General features: G+C 68.2%; 17 protein-coding genes and 1 tRNA gene. 9 read left to right on the top strand and 9 right to left on the bottom strand.

The window, feature by feature from the left end; genetic code table 11:
- Positions 1 to 393 precede the first annotated feature (393 nt).
- Positions 394 to 469 (bottom strand) — tRNA-Glu (locus tag GGC47_RS17495).
- A gap of 181 nt (positions 470 to 650) precedes the next feature.
- A complete protein-coding gene (locus GGC47_RS17490) occupies positions 651 to 1,760 on the bottom strand; it encodes an alkene reductase (RefSeq protein WP_429068561.1) in 1,110 nt (369 codons plus the stop codon).
- A gap of 230 nt (positions 1,761 to 1,990) precedes the next feature.
- Between GGC47_RS17490 and GGC47_RS17485 the strand changes: the two genes are divergently transcribed.
- The 5 genes from GGC47_RS17485 (at position 1,991) to GGC47_RS17465 (ending at position 7,190) form a co-directional block, all read left to right on the top strand.
- A complete protein-coding gene (locus tag GGC47_RS17485) occupies positions 1,991 to 2,737 on the top strand; it encodes a ComF family protein (protein ID WP_429068584.1) in 747 nt (248 codons plus the stop codon).
- A 47-nt stretch (positions 2,738 to 2,784) separates the two neighbouring features.
- Positions 2,785 to 3,042, top strand: a complete 258-nt coding sequence (gene grxC / locus GGC47_RS17480; RefSeq protein ID WP_038363187.1) for a glutaredoxin 3 — start codon at positions 2,785 to 2,787, stop codon at positions 3,040 to 3,042.
- Between the two features lie 121 nt (positions 3,043 to 3,163).
- Positions 3,164 to 3,631: a DUF1178 family protein gene (locus GGC47_RS17475; RefSeq protein ID WP_142023102.1), complete on the top strand. Its 468-nt coding sequence runs from the start codon at positions 3,164 to 3,166 to the stop codon at positions 3,629 to 3,631.
- A gap of 564 nt (positions 3,632 to 4,195) precedes the next feature.
- Positions 4,196 to 5,002, top strand: coding sequence for a cell wall hydrolase (locus GGC47_RS17470; RefSeq protein ID WP_142023101.1), 807 nt, complete (start codon positions 4,196 to 4,198; stop codon positions 5,000 to 5,002).
- 196 nt (positions 5,003 to 5,198) lie between these two features.
- A complete protein-coding gene (locus GGC47_RS17465; protein ID WP_142023100.1) occupies positions 5,199 to 7,190 on the top strand; it encodes a methylmalonyl-CoA mutase family protein in 1,992 nt (663 codons plus the stop codon).
- Positions 7,191 to 7,195: 5 nt separating this feature from the next.
- On the opposite strand, the gene GGC47_RS17460 is transcribed toward GGC47_RS17465, so the two are convergent.
- Positions 7,196 to 8,053: an urea carboxylase-associated family protein gene (locus GGC47_RS17460; RefSeq protein WP_142023099.1), complete on the bottom strand. Its 858-nt coding sequence runs from the start codon at positions 8,051 to 8,053 to the stop codon at positions 7,196 to 7,198.
- A gap of 50 nt (positions 8,054 to 8,103) precedes the next feature.
- Entirely contained in the window at positions 8,104 to 8,721 is a 618-nt protein-coding gene (locus tag GGC47_RS17455) for a J domain-containing protein (protein ID WP_038363182.1), read from the bottom strand.
- A gap of 97 nt (positions 8,722 to 8,818) precedes the next feature.
- Between GGC47_RS17455 and GGC47_RS17450 the strand changes: the two genes are divergently transcribed.
- The gene (locus GGC47_RS17450) at positions 8,819 to 9,091 is read left to right on the top strand and encodes a BolA family protein (RefSeq protein WP_038363181.1); all 273 of its coding nucleotides are present in this window, start codon (positions 8,819 to 8,821) and stop codon (positions 9,089 to 9,091) included.
- Between the two features lie 17 nt (positions 9,092 to 9,108).
- On the opposite strand, the gene GGC47_RS17445 is transcribed toward GGC47_RS17450, so the two are convergent.
- The 5 genes from GGC47_RS17445 to GGC47_RS17425 all read right to left on the bottom strand — a co-directional run bounded on the left by GGC47_RS17445 (position 9,109) and on the right by GGC47_RS17425 (position 13,319).
- Positions 9,109 to 9,507 carry a type II toxin-antitoxin system VapC family toxin gene (locus tag GGC47_RS17445; RefSeq protein WP_142023098.1) on the bottom strand — a complete coding sequence of 133 codons (399 nt, stop codon included), beginning with the start codon at positions 9,505 to 9,507 and terminating at the stop codon, positions 9,109 to 9,111.
- Complete coding sequence (locus tag GGC47_RS17440; protein WP_142023097.1) at positions 9,508 to 9,741, bottom strand: AbrB/MazE/SpoVT family DNA-binding domain-containing protein; 234 nt, start codon at positions 9,739 to 9,741, stop codon at positions 9,508 to 9,510.
- Between the two features lie 64 nt (positions 9,742 to 9,805).
- Positions 9,806 to 11,014 (bottom strand): MFS transporter, encoded by a 1,209-nt coding sequence (locus GGC47_RS17435; RefSeq protein ID WP_142023096.1) that lies wholly within the window; start codon positions 11,012 to 11,014, stop codon positions 9,806 to 9,808.
- Between the two features lie 94 nt (positions 11,015 to 11,108).
- The gene (locus tag GGC47_RS17430; protein ID WP_142023095.1) at positions 11,109 to 12,278 is read right to left on the bottom strand and encodes an acetyl-CoA acetyltransferase; all 1,170 of its coding nucleotides are present in this window, start codon (positions 12,276 to 12,278) and stop codon (positions 11,109 to 11,111) included.
- A gap of 135 nt (positions 12,279 to 12,413) precedes the next feature.
- Positions 12,414 to 13,319: an EamA family transporter gene (locus GGC47_RS17425; protein ID WP_142023094.1), complete on the bottom strand. Its 906-nt coding sequence runs from the start codon at positions 13,317 to 13,319 to the stop codon at positions 12,414 to 12,416.
- A 217-nt stretch (positions 13,320 to 13,536) separates the two neighbouring features.
- On the opposite strand from GGC47_RS17425, the gene GGC47_RS17420 reads away from it, so the two are divergent.
- The 3 genes from GGC47_RS17420 to GGC47_RS17410 are packed head-to-tail and all read left to right on the top strand — an operon-like array spanning position 13,537 to position 17,141.
- Positions 13,537 to 15,090, top strand: coding sequence for a serine hydrolase (locus GGC47_RS17420; protein WP_185748040.1), 1,554 nt, complete (start codon positions 13,537 to 13,539; stop codon positions 15,088 to 15,090).
- Between the two features lie 17 nt (positions 15,091 to 15,107).
- Positions 15,108 to 16,004 (top strand): EamA family transporter, encoded by an 897-nt coding sequence (locus GGC47_RS17415; RefSeq protein WP_142023092.1) that lies wholly within the window; start codon positions 15,108 to 15,110, stop codon positions 16,002 to 16,004.
- Between the two features lie 15 nt (positions 16,005 to 16,019).
- The gene (locus GGC47_RS17410; protein ID WP_142023091.1) at positions 16,020 to 17,141 is read left to right on the top strand and encodes a CobW family GTP-binding protein; all 1,122 of its coding nucleotides are present in this window, start codon (positions 16,020 to 16,022) and stop codon (positions 17,139 to 17,141) included.
- The last annotated feature ends 5 nt before the right edge of the window (positions 17,142 to 17,146 follow it).

The raw sequence follows: 17,146 nt of genomic DNA, 5'->3' as shown, positions 1-17,146 counted from the left end.
CCGAGAAACGGGCGGATGCTCGGCTGAGGGCTCCTATCCGATGCTACCCTACGCGCGGATGAGGGACGACAGCGAAGTTCGTTGCCGAAGCATGCAAAGATTACGCGACCTTCGCCACCCTCAAACAAGGCCGCGACAACGCCAAAGGCGCGCTCGATCGAATCAGAGCGCAAACGGCGCCGTTTGCGCCGATCGGTCCCGAAGTCGTGGAGAAATTTGGACGTATGATGCGCCAGAACGTCTCGACCGGCGATATTCCGTTCCGGAAGACCTACATCCGCTTGGTCGTCGATCGCATCAAGGTTGACGACGGTATCGTCCGCGTTATCGGCGACAAGCCACGCTCGAACGGTCAGTCACTGGGCGTCCGGTGTTCGCAGTTTTGCACGCAAATGGCGCTCCCTAGGGGACTCGAACCCCTGTTTTCGCCGTGAGAGGGCGACGTCCTAGACCGCTAGACGAAGGGAGCAGCGCCGGTCGAGGGCGCTATGTAGTCGGAGCGTTGCGCCGCCGCAACTCCTTTTTCACGGGAGACGGCAAAAGTTTTGCCGCCTCCCGCCGGGGCTTCCGAAGCGGACGCGCTCCCGCCGATGAAGAGCGGGATCGCGTCGCGCATGTGGCGAGAGGCCTAAAGAGGCCGGCCGAGGCGCTTAGGCCGCCTTCTCCGTCAGCGCCGGATAGTCGGTGTAACCACGCGCGTCGCCGCCATAGAAGGTCTCGGCTTGCGGCGTGTTGAGCGGTGCATTGCGCTCCAGTCTTTCGACAAGGTCGGGATTGGCGATGAAGGCCTTGCCGAAGGCGATCGCATCGGCCCGCCCGCTCTCCACCGCCGCGATCGCCGTCTCGCGATCGAAGCCGTTATTGGCGATGTAAGCGCCCTTGAAGGCCTTGCGCAGCGCATCGTAATCGAAGGGCGCGATGTCCCGCGGGCCGCCCGTGGCGCCCTCGACCACGTGCAGGAAAGCCAGCCCCCGCGCGCCGAGCTCGGCGACAAAATGGCCGAACACCGCCTGCGGGTCGCTGTCGGAAATCCCGTTGGCCGGGCTCACCGGCGAGATGCGGATGCCGACGCGCCCCTTGCCGATCGCCTTCGTCACCGCGTCGACGACCTCGAGCGGGAAGCGGACGCGGTTCTCCACGGATCCGCCATAGGCGTCCGTGCGCTGGTTGGTGCCGTCCTTCAGGAACTGGTCGATCAGATAGCCATTGGCGCCGTGGATCTCGATGCCGTCGAAACCGGCCTTGCGCGCATTCTCCGCCGCGCGGGCATAGTCCGCGACGATGCCGGGCAATTCCTCGGCAGGCAGGGCGCGCGGCTGCGAAACCTCGGCGAAGCCGCTTTCGATATAGGTCTTGGTCCGGGCGGCAACCGCCGAGGGCGCGACCGGCGCCTTGTTACCGGGCTGCAGCGAGACATGGCTGACGCGGCCGACATGCCAGATCTGGGCGACGATCTTGCCGCCCTCGGCATGGACGGCTTCCGTCACCGCCTTCCAGCCCTCAACCTGCGCCTCGCTATAGATGCCCGGCGTCCAGATATAGCCCTGCCCCTGCTGCGAGATCTGCGTGCCTTCGCTGATGATCAGCCCGGCGCTGGCGCGCTGGCGGTAATATTCGACGTTCAGCGCATTCGGCGCGTCGCTGCCATGCGTGGCGCGGTTGCGCGTCAGCGGCGCCATCACGACGCGGTTGCTCAGCGCGATGTCGCCGATGGTCAGAGGCGTGAACAGCTTCGGCAGGGTTTCTACGGATGAGCTCATGGGATTGTCCTTCGGAACGCGAGGCTCGATGGTAGGCCGGCACGCAACGACGCCGAGCGGTCGCCCGCCATCATGCAGTGCGAAGAAGATAGAGGTTGCAGCGCGGGATGACAGGGCAGCGGCAGGCCGATCTCGTCGACGAAGAGCGATTTCCCGAAGGCGCGCCGGCCATTCAGGAGGATTCCTCTGCCGCCTCCCCGGCGAGAAAAATAATATTCTCCTTCCCAGCATTGAAGCCTGCCCGTCTTGCGCTGGGTGCAGGGCTGAAGCGGGCCTTGGCCCTGATCTACCCGCCGGTCTGCGTCGCCTGCCGGGCCGCGACCGGGGATGCGCAGGCGCTCTGCGCCCATTGCTGGGGCGAGATCGGATTCATCGAGCGCCCCTATTGCGAGCGTCTCGGCACGCCCTTCGCCGTCGATCTCGGCCGGGGGCTCCTGTCGCCGGCGGCGATCGCCGATCCGCCGGTCTTCGCCCGCGCCCGCGCCGTCTGCCGCTTCGACGGCGTCGGGCGCGAACTGGTGCACCGGCTGAAATACGGCGACCGGGCGGAACTGGCGGTGACGCTCGGCCGGATGATGGTGCAGGCCGGGCACGAGCTGATCGCCGAGGCCGATCTGATCCTCCCCGTGCCGCTGCACCGGACGCGGCTCTGGAGCCGCCGTTTCAACCAGGCGGCCCTGCTGGCGCAGGTGATCGCCCGGCTGACCGGCCTGCCCCATGCGCCGGCCGCGCTCGCCCGCCGCAAGCGCACGCGCCAGCAGGTCGGGCTCACCCGCGCCCAGCGCGCCGATAATCTGCAGGGCGCCTTTCGGGTCCCGGACGGCGCGCGCCCGGACATCGAGGGCCGGCGCATCCTGCTGATCGACGACGTGCTGACCACGGGCGCGACCGTCAATGCCGCGGCGCGCGCCTTGCTCAGGGCCGGTGCGCGTCAGGTCGAGGTGCTGACCTTCGCGCGGGTCGTGACGGATGGATGACGACGCACTACATGAGGAACGACGCAACGCTAACCAAGGCCGCCTTCATGCCGCCGATCACGATCTACACCACCTCCTGGTGCCCCTATTGCGCGGCCGCCAAGTCCCTGCTGACCCGGAAGGGTGCGGCCTTCGAGGAGATCGACGTCGAGAGCGGGCCCGGCTTGCGCCAGCAGATGACGGCGCGCGCCGGCGGGCGGACCTCCGTGCCGCAGATCTTCATCGGCGAGAGGCATGTCGGCGGCTCGGACGACCTCCATGCCCTCGACGCGCGCGGCGAGCTCGACCCGCTGCTGGCGGCCTGACCGTTCCCACGCATGACCGCGGGAGGCGAGCGGCCTGCCGCCACGCGCCCGCCGCCTTGCCGACGACCTCCCGAACACCCATCTGCCCGACAGGCGCGATTGGTCGCCTTGCTGAAACGCCATGATCCGTTACGCCCTGATCTGCGACAACGCCCACGCCTTCGAAAGCTGGTTCTCGACCTCCGCAGGCTTCGAGGACCAGGCGAAGCGCGGGCTCGTCACCTGCCCGGTCTGCAACAGCGCCAAGGTCGAGCGCGCCATCATGGCGCCGAACGTCGCCCGCACCGATCTCGGCCCGAAGGCGCCCGTGCCTACGTCTTCCGCCCCTTCGCCGGCCCCTGCCCCTGTCGCGCTGATGAGCGAGAAGGAGAAGGCCTTTCGCGAGATGGTCACGGCGCTGCACCGCCATGTCCGCGACAATGCCGAGCATGTCGGCGAGCGCTTCGCCGAGGAAGCGCTGAAGATCCATCACGGCGAGACGGAAGAGCGCGCCATCTATGGCGAGGCGACGCCGGACGATGCCCGGATGCTGCATGAGGAAGGCGTCGAATTCCTGCCGCTGCCGCGCCTGCCGGGCTCGGGGAACTGAAGCTCCTCGCGCCGATCGGGTTGCGAAAACCGTCGCCCTGGACGAGTTCCGGGTTCGAACAGACGCATCCCGCGGCCGCTGAGGTTCGGAGGAGCCGCGCCGTCGCCCCGGGCTTGACCCGGGGCACCATGCTGGTGCGCGAGTCGGCAAAGTTCCGAGCTGAATCCCGGCTCTCCGCTTCCTTCGGGCCGGCACGGCATCGCTTCCTTAAGGCGTCTGCAGGCCCACCGCCGATAAAAAATCACCGCTCGGAGCGTTCCGGTTTTCCGTTGCGAAAGAGGGCGTTAGATGAGGCCGCCTCGGTGCCTTCCGGCCACCTCGGCCGCCCTCGCACGCACCACCCCTTCCTTCCCGGATTAACTTTCTGTTAAGGAATTCAGGTTTCCTTGCCGGAGATCCCGGTCGCCTTCCCGGCAACCCACGGTCCCGAATTCAGGAGGTTGCCGCATGAAGCGGACCGCGATCGCTGCACTTGGTCTTCGTCCCGGCGGCGTACGCCGACATGGCCGCAAAGCGATCCCGCTTCTGATTTCGCTGGCTGCTCCGGTCCTCGGCGCCTGTAGCATGTCGCCTGTCGAGACGGCCTCGACCGCCGCGCCGGCGGCGAAGGAACCGAGCCAGGCGCGCAAGCGCGCCGTCGCCCTCGCCAAGGCCGATCCCCGCGAGAAGGAATGCCTCGTCCGGGCGATGTATTTCGAGTCGAACCGCTCGAGCGAGGCGGGCCTGCTCGGCGTCGGCACGGTGGTGATGAACCGGGTCGAATCGGCGCGCTATCCCGAGACGATCTGCGGCGTGGTCGGCGCACCCCGCCAGTTCGCCTCCGGCGTCCTGACGCGCCCGATGACGGAAAAGACGCTGCCGAAGATCGAGGCCATCGCGGACGATATCCTCGACGGGCGCCGTAACGCGGCGGTCGGATCGGCCAAGCATTTTCATACGGCCGGGCTGCGCTTCTCCTACACCAACATGCATTACGTCACGGTGGCCGGCGGCAATGCCTTCTACCTGAAGGGCGAACGGCCCGAGCGTCGCCGCATCTACGAGGAGCCGAACTACCAGCTCGCGGCGGTATCCGAGCCGGCAGCCGCGCCGCTCGCGACGGCCTCCTCCGCCGCTTCGACCTCTTCTGCCTCCTTCGCATCCGCGCCGCTCGCCTTCGCGCCGCAACCTTCCGCGCCGGCGAACCCTGCCTTCGATTCCGCCGCGGTCAGGCTCGTCCGGAACGCGCCGATGCCGCCGGACCGGCCGCTCGATCTCGACCTGCCGAAGAAGACCGCCCACGCCTTCATCGCCCCTCCCAAGACCGATCGCCGCCTGGCAGCGCTTCTGCCGCCGCCTTCCCCGATGCGGGGCACGATCGTTTCGGAATAACCGATCCGGACCGGGCAAATCTCGGCATCCCGCATCTTGAGGACGGGTTCGCGGAAGCGCGTCCCGAGGGATGAACAGGGACTGCCCCAGGCATTGATCCCGTCCGCCTAACGTCGAAGGGGACATCGGCGCGGCTCTGGCGTTATCTTCGCCGCAGTGCAACATTGAGATTGCTCTGCAAGACCGGGGAAACGTCATGACCGCGATCGACCGAGGCGGCCTGCAGGCGGCGCAGCGCGACAAGCCCTGGATCTTCCGCACCTATGCGGGCCATTCCGACGCGGCTGAATCCAACAAGCTCTATCGCAACAATCTCGCCAAGGGCCAGACGGGCCTCTCCGTCGCCTTCGACCTGCCGACCCAGACCGGCTACGACCCCGACCATGTGCTGGCGCGCGGCGAGGTCGGCAAGGTCGGCGTGCCCGTGAGCCATCTTGGCGACATGCGGACCCTGTTCGACCAGATTCCGCTGGCGCAGATGAACACCTCGATGACGATCAACGCGACGGCGGCCTGGCTGCTCTCGCTCTACATCGCCGTCGCCGACGAGCAAGGCGCCGACCGCAGGCTCCTGCAGGGCACCACGCAGAACGACCTCGTCAAGGAATACCTGTCGCGCGGCACCTATGTCTTCCCGCCGCGCCCCTCGATGCAGCTCACCACCGACATCGTCGTCTTCACGGCCAGCGAATTGCCGAAATGGAACCCGACCAATGTCTGCTCCTACCATCTGCAGGAGGCCGGCGCCTCGCCGGTGCAGGAACTCTCCTTCGCGCTGGCGACGGCCATCGCCCTGCTTGATTCGATCCGCGCCCGGCCGGAGGTGAGCGCGGCCGACTTCCCCGGCGTCGTCGGGCGCATCTCCTTCTTCGTGAATGCCGGCATGCGCTTCGTCACCGAGCTGTGCAAGATGCGGGCTTTCGCCGAGCTCTGGGACGAGATCACATTAGGCAGGTATGGCGTTACCGAAGAACAGAGCAGGCGCTTCCGCTACGGCGTGCAGGTCAACTCACTCGGGCTGACCGAGCAGCAGGCCGAGAACAACGTCTACCGCATCCTGATCGAGATGCTGGCGGTCACGCTCTCGAAGAAGGCCCGCGCGCGGGCTGTGCAACTCCCCGCCTGGAACGAGGCGCTCGGCCTTCCCCGCCCCTTCGACCAGCAATGGTCGCTCAGGATGCAGCAGGTCCTGGCCTATGAGACCGACCTGCTCGAATTCGGCGACATCTTCGACGGCTCGACCGTGGTCGACGCCAAGGTCCACGAGCTCAAGGCGGCCGCGCTGGAGGAACTCGCCCGGATCGACGACATGGGCGGCGCACTCGCCGCCGTCGAGAGCGGCTACATGAAGCAGGCGCTGGTCGAGAACGGCGCGCGCCGCATCGAGGCGATCGAGCGCGGCGAGCAGGTCGTCGTCGGCGTCAACAAATTCACCAATAGCGAGCCCTCCCCGCTCTCGGCCGGCGACGGCTCTGTCGTCACCGTGCCGGATTCGGTCGAGATCGAGGCCATCGGCCGGCTGAAGGCCTGGCGCTCCGCCCGCGACGCGAAAGCCGTCGAGGCGGCGCTGGCCGATCTCGCGGCCAGCGCCCGCGAGGGCCGCAACGTAATGCCGGCCTCCATCGCCTGCGCCAAGGCCGGCGTCACCACCGGCGAATGGGCGCAGACCCTGCGCGAGATCTTCGGCGAATACCGCGCCCCCACCGGCGTCGACACGACGAAGCTTGGCGACGCGACGGGGCTCGCCACCGCCCGGGCCGCGGTCGAGAAGGCGACCGAGCGGCTCGGCCGCCCGCCACGCTTCCTCGTCGGCAAGCCCGGCCTGGACGGCCACTCCAACGGCGCCGAGCAGATCGCGGTGCGCGCCCGCGATGCCGGCATGAATGTCAGCTATGGCGGCATCCGCCAGACGCCGGAGGAGATCGTCACCCAGGCGCGGGAGACGGAGGCCGACATCATCGGCCTCTCCATCCTCTCCGGCTCGCATCTGCCGCTGGTGCGCGACGTCACGGCGCGCCTGCGCGTCGCCGGCATGGATGTCCCCGTCGTGGTCGGCGGCATCATCCCGCCCGACGACGAGAACGCGCTGCGCAACATGGGCGTGGCGCGGGTCTACACCCCGAAGGATTTCGCGCTCGACGGCATCATCGCCGATGTCGCGGGGCTGGCGGCGAAGAGGAAGGGTTAGGGGGCCTACTCCCCGTGCCCCCGCCCATACGGATTCCGCTCCGGCGGCGTCCACCCCTTCAGCAATTCCGGCTCCGTCGCGAAAATCTCGACCTTGAGCGGATGACAGGCCGCCGCATCGCTCGAATGCGTCGCGCCGCAATCGCCGCCGGGGCAGGCGGACAGCGCCCCGAGCAGATCGATCTCGGCGAAGAACTCGATGAAATCGCCGGGCCGCACCGGGCTCGCCTTCATGAAATACTGATGCGTGTCGCGGGTGAAGCCCGTGCACATGAAGACGTTGAGCACGTCATGGACATGGCCCTCGACCTCGCGCGCCGGCTTGCCGGTCGCCGCGCCCAGCGCCCGCGACAGGTTGGAGTGGCAGCAATGATGGTAGTCGTCCCCGCCGAGCAGGCGATGCGTATAGGGGTCGCAGCGCGTGCCGATGACGTCGTGGATGCCGGCGCCGTCCTGGTCCCAGCCATACCAGCCGAGCGTGTCATGGCTGATCGTCGCCATCGGGCGCAGATAGGGTAGCGAGCTCCACAGCCGGTCGCCTGTCGACAGATGCGTCGCATGCAGCGCCCGCGTCTTGCCGTTGAAGAAGCGCTCCGACAGGTCGTCCGCGTTCCAGAGATTGAGGTCGCCGACCTGCGGCCCCTCGATGCTGACGATCCGGAAAAAATGTCCCTTCGGCACGCGGAAGCTGCCGCCCTCGCGCGGCGGCACGATGATCTCGTCGATCTTGCTGAGCCGCGTGCGCGCCGCAGCCAGCATCGCCATATCGGGCGGCGGCAGGGTGCCGTTCGGATAGACCACGACCGGCGGCTTCGCCCGCCGCTGCGCCGCATCGGGCGGCGCCTGCACCATATCCGTCGTCATCTCGCCTCCGGCCTTGCGCCTCGCCCGCCGGGCGAAGCCGGCCCGGCCACTCAGACCATACCGACGCTCTTGAGCTGCTGATAGGCCTTGAGGATGTCCTGGAGCGTGCCTTCGCGCGAGCGGTCGCCGCCATTGGCGTCCGGATGGAAGCGCTTCACCAGCTCCTTGTAGCGCGCCTTGATCGCAGCGGAATCGGCGCTGTCGTCGAGACCGAGCGTCTCCAGCGCCTTCATCGCCACCACGCCGACGCGCGGCTCCTGCCGCGCCGCATGCTGGGCCCGGCGCGCGCCGAACAGGTTGAAGGCGTCGCTCGTATCGGGCCCCGCCTGGCCATTCGCGACGCGCCCCTTCTGGGCCATGCGCGCGGCCTTGGAGTTCACGCCGAGCTTCCAGGTCGGCCGGTGGCCGATCTCCTCCTGCTTCTGGTAGGCGGCGAGCGCGGCGTCGTCCATGCCGGAGAAGTAGTTGTAGGAGGCGTTGTATTCCTTCACATGCTCCATGCAGAAGCGGAAGAACTGGCCCTCGCGCCCGCGCCCCTTGGGCGCGCGGAACTCGCCGGTCCGCGCGCAGCCGGGATGGTCGCAGCGCGGCACATCGCCATCGACGACCGCTTCCGCCTCGGAAGGGCCGATCCTGATACGATCGAAAAGGCGCGAGTTGATGTTCATCGTCGAATGGTTATGAAACGCGGAAGGCGGGCCGGCAAGTGCGACGCAACATGCACGCGCCGAACCCTCAGGAGATCATCGCAACGGTGGCGCGATCATGACCACGATAGCTGAAAGGATCACTCACAAGCTCGATGCGGCCTTCGCGCCACAGAGCCTGCAGGTGATCGATGAATCGCACCAGCATCACGGCCATGGCGGCTGGCGCGAGGGCGGGGAAACTCACTTCCGGGTGAATATCGTGTCGGAAGCCTTCATCGGCAAGAGCCGGCTCGAGCGCCACCGCCTCGTCAACGCGGCGCTGTCGGAAGAGCTGGCGGACCGTGTCCACGCGCTCGCCATCGCGGCAAAGGCGCCCGGCGAGGGCTGAGCGCAGCGGGGGCGAACTTACGGCGCGATCAGCTCGACCGACGGAAAATAGCTTCGGTAGCGCCGCGCGTCACGGGTCAGAAGCCGTAGGCCCGCTGCCTCGGCATGGGCCCCGATGAAGAAATCCGGCAAGACGCCGGTTCGGGCTCCACCTGCCGCGCGGTAACGGCGGAAGGCCTTGCCGGCGTTGTAGAGCGCCTGGCGCGAGATCGATTCCAACAGGAGGCCCGCGCGCCGGATCGCGTCATCGACCTCCTCGACGCTCTCGAAGCGGATCGAGACCTCGGCATAGACGACATCGTTGATGATCAACGGTCCCTCCGCCGCCAACCGTTCGAGCTGCGCCTGAGACCAAGCGCCCCATTGCCGATCGGCGGTGAAGAGGTCGAGGAGAATATTGGTGTCGACGAAGGTCACTCAGTCTTCGCCGCGCGACATCGCCATGATCTCGTCCGTGCTCAAACCCGGCCCTGCGATCCCGCGCAAAGCTTCGAAGCGGCTTTTTGGGATGTCAGTCTTCGCCTTCAGCAGCACGACCCGCCCATCCGGCTCCACCCGGAAGTCGACGGCGTTGCCCGGCTTGATGCCGAGCCTGTCCCGCACCGCTTTGGGGATCGTGACCTGCCCCTTGCTGGTGACTGTGGTGGCCATCGCCGCCTCCGTAATACCCTGTTCCGAAAGGTAATACCCGGTCGGCCGCGCGGCAAGGGCGAGGTTACATCCCCGCGGGGGCGGCCGCCTTCGATTCGGCTGGCGATGCCATGTAGAGGGCAAGCGCCACGGCGAGGGCGACGCCCATGAAGACGAAAAGCCAGCCGAAGGTCGCCTGCGGTTCATAGCCCTGCCTGTCGAGCGCGTTCACCAGGCGCCCCGACACCCATTGCATCACGCCGGCTCCGCCCATGAAGACGAAATTCATGAAGGTCACGCCGCGGCCGATCTCCTGAGGCGACATGAAGGCGCGCGCATGCGCCATCACCACGGCATAGGTGACGCCGAACAGCCCGATGACGAGAAGCAGGCCGACGGCAAGGCGGGATGATGCCTCGCCCCACAGCGCCAGCGCGAAGCAGGCCAGGGCGACGGTCACCGCGCAGGCGATGACCGTAGGCTTGGCCCCGATCCGGCGATAGAGCGGCAGCACCAGCAGCGCGCCCGCCGCGATGACCCCTCCCATCGCCATCGCCGCATAGCTCGTGGCAGCGAGATCGAAGCCGTGCACCCTCTGGAGATAGGGCGCGATCCACAGGCCACGGATGGAGATCGTGACACCGTAGCTCACGAAGGTGAAGGGGAGGATCAGCCAAAGCGGGCGCTTCACCACGATCTGCCGGATCCCATCCAGCAGCGAGACATGCCGTTGCGGCGTGCCGGGAAGCGGCGGGGGATCCTTCAGCAGCAACATCACCAGCAGGGCCGTCAGCGCCACGATGCCGGAGAGGCCGAAGACGGTCGCGCGCCAGCCATAGGCCGCCAGGAAATAGGCGAGCGGCGCCCCGCTCAACGGATCGCCGATGCAGCCGAAGCCGATCAGGAAGGACGACATCGTCGCGAAATGCCGGGGCGAATAGAGGCGCGCAGCCAGGTAGAAGCCGGACATCAGGATGGGGGCGCAACCGATGCCGATCAGCGCCAGCGCCGCCAGGGCGGAGAGATAGCCGCGCGACAAGCCGAAGATCACCGTCCCGGCGAAGGCGACCAGGAGAAATCCCGCCAGCGTCCGCCGCGGGCCGATCCGGTCGAGCGCATAGCCGACCGGGAACTGCGTGAGCGCGAAGGCGACGAGCCAGGCCGCCTGTAGGCTCCCGAGCTGGCCCTGGTCGAGACCCAGATCCCGCGTCAGGTCGCCCGAGATCACCGCGAGGAACGCGCGGAAGAACTGGCTCAGGATATAGGCCAGCAGCAGGACGACGAAGCTCGTCACGAAGGGTCGCTTTCGCTTGGCGGCCCGCGCTCCGGCAAAGGCCCTGTCTGCAAGTCCGCGCCCCGGGAGGTCTCGCCCGCCCGAGGCGCCCCTGTCACCTGATGCGTTCGAGCACGGAGACGTAGTTCGCCACCGCCGCCCCGCCCATGTTGAAGATGCCGCCGAGGCGCGGGTCGCTGAGCTGCATGCCCTCCGGCGCCTCGCCGGTGAGCTGCATGGCGGAGAGGACATGCATCGAGACGCCGGTGGCGCCGATCGGATGGCCCTTGGCCTTCAGGCCGCCGGAGACGTTGACCGGCAGCTTGCCGTCCTTCTGCGTCCAGCCCTCCTTGATCGCACGGGCGCCCTCGCCTTCCTTGGTCAGCCCCATCGCCTCGTATTCGATCAATTCGGCGATGGTGAAGCAGTCATGCGTCTCGACGAAGGAGAGGTCATCCAGCGTCACGCCCGCATCCGCCAGCGCCTTCTTCCAGGCGAGCGCGCCGCCCTCGAATTTCAGGATGTCGCGCTTCGACATCGGCAGGAAATCCTGGACATGCGCCATGCCGCGGAAGCCGACGGCGCGGCGCATCTGCAAGGCGGTCTCCTCGTCGGCCAGCACGATCGCGGCGGCGCCGTCCGAGACCAGCGAGCAGTCGGTGCGCTTCAGCGGCCCGGCGACATAGGGGTTCTTCTCGCTCTCCTCGCGGCAGAAAGCGTAGCCGAGATCCTTGCGCATCTGCGCGAAGGGGTTCTCGACGCCGTTCTTGTGATTCTTCGCCGCGATCATGGCGAGCGCGTCGGACTGATCGCCATGGCGCTGGAAATAGCCGGCGGCGATCTTTCCGAAGACGCCGGCGAAACCGCCCTGCGTGCCGGCATCCTCCGGCAGATAGGAGGCCTTCAGCAGGTTCTGGCCGATCTCGGCCGAGGGCGTCTTGGTCATCTGCTCGACGCCGACGACGAGCACGATCTTGGCATCCTTGGCCCTGATCGCCCGCACGCCCTGATGGACCGCGGCCGAGCCGGTGGCGCAGGCATTCTCGACGCGGGTCGTCGGCTTGAAGCGCAGCGCCGGATCGGCCTGCAGCACCAGCGACGCGGTGAAGTCCTGAGCCGAGAAGCCGGCGTTGTAATGGCCGAGCACGATCTCGTCGACCTGGTCGGCGGTGATGCCGGCGTCGATCAGCGCGTCGGTCGCGACGCGTACGATCAGGCTTTCGACGGTTTCGACATCCTGCTTGCCGAACGGCGTATGGGCCCAGCCGACGATCGCAGCGCTCATGGCGAATCTCCCTTAATGTGCAGCTACACGTTATCTTGGCAGCGCTTGTCGATCCCGCAAGCCGGTATCCGCGCATGCTCGGCGTGCGCGGATCGGCTGACAGCCCTTCGCTTCAGCACTAGCCGGCCTCCGGCCTCACTGCAACGAGATCAAAAGCAGCAACCCGACGCCGCCGACGATCATCGCCATGCCGAGGATCTCGCGCCGGCTCGTTCCCTCCGCGAACAGGCGGCGCGAGGCGATCTGCGCCAGCGGCACCTCGATCAGGCCGAGCGTGCGGACATTGGCGGCGCTGGTCAGGGAGAAGCCGATGAACCAGAATTGCGAGGCGGCGGCGCCGAGGAAACCGGCCGAGAGCGAGCGGCGCCAGTTGCGCAGGCTGAGCCACAGCGCCGGGCGGTTCGCGACCAGCATGTACAAGGTCAAGAGCGCGGTCTGCATGGCCAGCCCCAGCACCAGGATGGTCGAGGCGCGAATCAGGAAATTGCCCTCCGGCAGGGCCTGGATGCCGCCGCGGAAGCCGATCGCCGAAAGCGCGAAGCAGGCGCCAGAGACGATGCCGAGCACGGCCGGCCGCAGGCCGGCGCGGGTCAGCTTCTCCCCCGGCTTCCAGGAGACGACGATGACGCCGCAGGTCGCGATCGCGATGGCGAGGAATTTGAGCGGGCTGAGCGCGTCGCCGAGCAGCAGAGCGCCGAAGATCGCGACCTGCACCGGCTCGGTCTTGGTGTAGGCGGTGGTCACGGCGAAGGAGCGCTCGCGCATCGCCGCCAGCATCAGCGCGGTCGCCGCGATCTGCATCAGCGCGCCCCAGGCGGTGTAGCCGAGCGAGGCTGGTCCGATCGAGGGCGGCAGCGTCCGCAGCCCGAGGCAGGCGGCGGCGAGGAAGACTATCGCGAAGGGCAGGCCGAACAGGAAGCGCACCTGCGTCGCCCCGACCACGCCGATGACGTCGGTCAGCGAGCGCTGCGCCAGGTTGCGCGCCGTCTGCAGCAGCGAGGCGAGGATCGTCGCCGGAATCCAGAGAAAGCCGAAAGCCACGCCGATGAGCCCCGCGAAAGCATGATGCGCTATCGCTTCTGGACCGGCCGTGGCGGCTAGGCAAATCGCTGCGCTGGGGGTAGGTATGCATGCAGCTATGAGTTCCTGGGCGGAGATTTGCGCCCGTCGTCTCGAAAATGCCGCATGCGTCGCGTTGAACCCAGCGCCGTCGCGCTGCCAAGCTTCGTTCACGACAAGACAGGTTCAAGACCCGCCGATGATCGCATCCCGCCTCACCGTCACCCTTGCCCTTGGTCTCGCCTTCACGGCACCCGCTCTTGCCGGAGCGAGCCTCGTCGTCGACGCCTCGAGCGGCGAGGTCCTGTCCGCCGAGAACGCGACCCAGGCCTGGCGCCCGGCCTCGACCGCCAAGATCATGACGATCTATCTGGCGCTGAAGGCTGTCCGCGACGGCCGCATCGGCCTGGAGACCGCGATCCCGGCCTCGAAGCTCGCCGCCAGCCAGCCCCGCGTGAAGGTCTATATCCGCGCCGGCCAGGAGATCACGCTCGACAACGCGCTCAGGATCATGATGGTCAAATCGGCCAACGACATCGCCTATGTCGTGGCCGAGGGCGTCGGCGGCAACGTGCCGGACTTCGTGGGCATGATGAATGCCGAGGCCCAGCGCCTCGGCATGCGCGATACCCGCTTCATGAATCCGAATGGCTGGGACAATCCCGACCAGCAGACCAGCGCGCATGACCTCGCCGTGCTCGCCATGGCGCTGATGCGCGACTTCCCGGAATACTCCGCCTATTGGAGCACCTCCGCCGTCCAGCTCGGCAAGCAGGTCATGCACAACACCAACGGCCTGGTCGGGCGCTATGCCGGCATCGGCGGCATGAAGACCGGCTTCACCTGCGCCTCGGGCTTCAACGTCGTCGCGACCGCGAGCCGCGGCGGACGCACCCTCATCGCCGTCGTGCTCGGCTCGGCGTCCGGCACGGAGCGCACGGTCAAGGCCGCGCAGCTCCTCGACGAAGGCTTCAGCCGCTGGGGTGGCACCGGCACCAACCTCGCCTCGATGCCGCCGAGCGGCACGCGCGCCCCGAATGTCTGCGACGAGATCCGCCGTCGCGGCGGCGGCGTGGCGCTGGCTGATGATGCCGATTCCAGCGGGCCGATCGGCGGCTTCGCGCCGACCGGCGGCAATGATTCCGATGGCGGTCGCTTCGCCACCTTCGCGACGCAGTCGGCCGGCCCCGTCGCGACGCGCTCCCCGCGCGGCCGCGTCGTCCTTGGTCCGCGCTCCGAGACCATGCCGGTTCAGGTCTCCTTCGGCCGCACCGCGGGCTCGGCCTCAGCACCGCTCGCCGCCAATGTGACCTCGCAGCCCGATTCGCGCGTCGCCCGCGGCGCGACGCCGACCATCGAGCCGGGCGCGCCCGTCGCCGCCGGCCTCGTCGGCGGCGCCGTGCCGCGCACGGCCTCCGCCAATGGCGCGATCCCGCGCGGCACCAACGCCTTCGCCCCGGCCGGCGCGCCGGTCCAGCCCTCCAGCGACGCCTTCGAATCCGGGCCGCTGCGCCTGCAGGGAGCGGTCCAGGCCGGCAACAAGGCGACGGCGGCGAGCCTGCGCCCCGGTTCCGCGGCCGGGATCAAGCCGGCCGCGCGGGCCGCCAATTCCCAGGCGGCCAAGCCACAGCCCGCCAAGGCGCAGCCGACGAAGGCCATCAAGGTTCCACCGGTGAAGCCGAAGCCCGCCGAGGCTGCCGTCAAGCCCAAGCCCGCGGCGAAAGCCAAGGCCAAGATCGGCGACGACGCCTGAAACGGTCGGGGGCCTGATTGAGCGGGGGGCGCACCAGCGAAGGCCAGGGGCTGCTGCTCGCCTTCGCGTCGGCCGCCGCCTTCGGCACCAATATCGTCAGCGCCCAGATCGCGGGGGCTGCCGGCCTCGGCGGTCCGCTGCTGGTCTTCTACCGCGTCCTGATCATGCTCGTGCTGGTCGGCGCGGCGGCCCTGCTCGCCCGCGCCTCGCTCGGCCTGCTTCGCGGCCAGCGCCTGCCCGTGCTGCGCTTCGGCATCGCCACCGCCCTCGTCGGCACTGCCTATCTCTCATCGGTGTCCTTCGTCCCGGTCTCGGTCGCGGCGGTGATCTTCTACACCTATCCGGTGCTCATCGTTCTGCTCGAGCCGCTCCTGACCCGGGCGCCGTTCCGGGCCGACAGGCTCGTCGTGGCGCTCGTCGCCTTCATCGGGATCGCGCTGGTGGTGGGGCCGGACCTGCATGGCCTCGATCCGCGCGGGCTGGCGCTGGCCGGGCTCGCCAGCCTCGCGGCGGCCGCCCAATTCTTCGCCGCTGCGAGCTGCGCATCGATCGCCACCATGCCGAAGCTGTTCTGGTCGCATGTCGTCATCCTGCCGGTAACGCTGCTGATCCTCGCGCTGACCGGCGGCTTCCTGCCGCCGCAGGCCTTCCTGCTCGCGCCGATCGCGCTTGCCGTGACCTATGGCGGCTATCTGGTCGGCTTCGTCCTGCAGATCCTGGCGCTGGCCCGGATCGCGCCGGGCCCCGCCGGCCTCGCCTACTGCGCCGAGCCGATCATCGCCGTCGCGATCGCCGCCGTCGTCCTCGGCGAGCGGCTGGGGTCTCTGCAATATGCCGGCGGCGCCCTTGTCATCGCGGCGCTGGTCACTAATGTAATACTAGAACAATCGAGGCGGCGCCCCGTGCCGGCCTGAGGCTTTCAGAGTGTGATGACCGGCGATCCAGCCCGCCCCGTTCCCGTTCCGCTGACCCTGCTCACGGGCTTCCTCGGCGCCGGCAAGACGACCCTGCTCAACCGCCTGCTGAAGGATCCGGCACTGGCCGACACCGTCGTGCTCGTCAACGAGTTCGGCGAGGTCGGGCTCGACCATCTGATGGTCGAGGGCGTCGCCGAGAACATGATCCTGCTGGAATCCGGCTGCCTCTGCTGCACCATCCGCGACGACCTCATCGTCACGCTGGAAGATCTGCTGCGCCGCCGCGACAACGGCCGTATCGGAGCCTTCTCCCGCCTCGTCATCGAGACGACCGGCCTCGCCGACCCCGCGCCGATCCTCAACGTGCTGATCAACCACCCCTATCTCGCTCTGCGCTTCCAGCTCGACGGCGTCGTCACGCTGGTCGATGCGGTCAACGGCATGGCGACACTCGACGCCCATGAGGAGGCGCGCCGGCAGGTCGTCGCGGCCGACCGGCTCGTCCTGACCAAAACCGACCTCGCCACGCCCGAGGATGTCGCGGCGCTGCGCGCGCGCCTCGCCGCGCTCAATCCCGGCATCGAGATCCTGCCGCCCGATGCTCCGGCCTCGACGCTGCTCGGCGCCGGCCTTTACGATCTCGCCAGGCGACCGGAAGCTCTGCGGCACTGGCTGGCGGCGGACGCGCTACCGGGGCACCACGACCACGGCCATCATCACCATGATCATGGCCATGGGCACGACCACCACCACGGCCATGAGCACCACGATCAGCACCCGCACGACGTCAATCGCCACGACGCCTCGATCCGGGCCTTCGCGCTGACGGCCGAGCAGCCGGTGGCACAGCAGACCTTCGAGCTGTTCTGGACGCTGCTGCGCTCGATCCACGGGCCGCGCCTGCTCCGGCTGAAGGGCCTCGTCCGGCTTGCCGACCAGCCGGAACGGCCGCTGCTGGTCCATGCCGTCCAGCAGATCCTGCATCCGCCGATCCGGCTCGATGCCTGGCCGGACGGCGACCACCGCTCCCGCCTCGTCCTGATCGTCAAGGACATCGAGGAAGAGACGGTGCAGCGGCTCTGGGCCGCGTTCCTCGGCCAGCAGGCCCGCGAGAGCACCGCTCAACCGGCTTGAAAGCG

Origin of the sequence: Allobosea sp. OAE752, assembly GCF_050433265.1 — a bacterium.
Taxonomy (GTDB): domain Bacteria; phylum Pseudomonadota; class Alphaproteobacteria; order Rhizobiales; family Beijerinckiaceae; genus Allobosea; species Allobosea spartocytisi.
The sequence above is the reverse complement of the archived record's forward strand: the minus strand, read 5'-3'. Positions and strand labels throughout refer to the sequence as shown.

Coding starts and splice junctions, on each gene's coding strand:
- GGC47_RS17490 (WP_429068561.1), bottom strand. CDS start 1,760: ATGAGCTCATCCGTAGAAACCCTGCCGAAGCTGTTCACGCCTCTGACC.
- grxC (WP_038363187.1), top strand. CDS start 2,785: ATGCCGCCGATCACGATCTACACCACCTCCTGGTGCCCCTATTGCGCG.
- GGC47_RS17475 (WP_142023102.1), top strand. CDS start 3,164: ATGATCCGTTACGCCCTGATCTGCGACAACGCCCACGCCTTCGAAAGC.
- GGC47_RS17470 (WP_142023101.1), top strand. CDS start 4,196: ATGTCGCCTGTCGAGACGGCCTCGACCGCCGCGCCGGCGGCGAAGGAA.
- GGC47_RS17465 (WP_142023100.1), top strand. CDS start 5,199: ATGACCGCGATCGACCGAGGCGGCCTGCAGGCGGCGCAGCGCGACAAG.
- GGC47_RS17460 (WP_142023099.1), bottom strand. CDS start 8,053: ATGACGACGGATATGGTGCAGGCGCCGCCCGATGCGGCGCAGCGGCGG.
- GGC47_RS17455 (WP_038363182.1), bottom strand. CDS start 8,721: ATGAACATCAACTCGCGCCTTTTCGATCGTATCAGGATCGGCCCTTCC.
- GGC47_RS17450 (WP_038363181.1), top strand. CDS start 8,819: ATGACCACGATAGCTGAAAGGATCACTCACAAGCTCGATGCGGCCTTC.
- GGC47_RS17440 (WP_142023097.1), bottom strand. CDS start 9,741: ATGGCCACCACAGTCACCAGCAAGGGGCAGGTCACGATCCCCAAAGCG.
- GGC47_RS17430 (WP_142023095.1), bottom strand. CDS start 12,278: ATGAGCGCTGCGATCGTCGGCTGGGCCCATACGCCGTTCGGCAAGCAG.
- GGC47_RS17420 (WP_185748040.1), top strand. CDS start 13,537: ATGATCGCATCCCGCCTCACCGTCACCCTTGCCCTTGGTCTCGCCTTC.
- GGC47_RS17410 (WP_142023091.1), top strand. CDS start 16,020: ATGACCGGCGATCCAGCCCGCCCCGTTCCCGTTCCGCTGACCCTGCTC.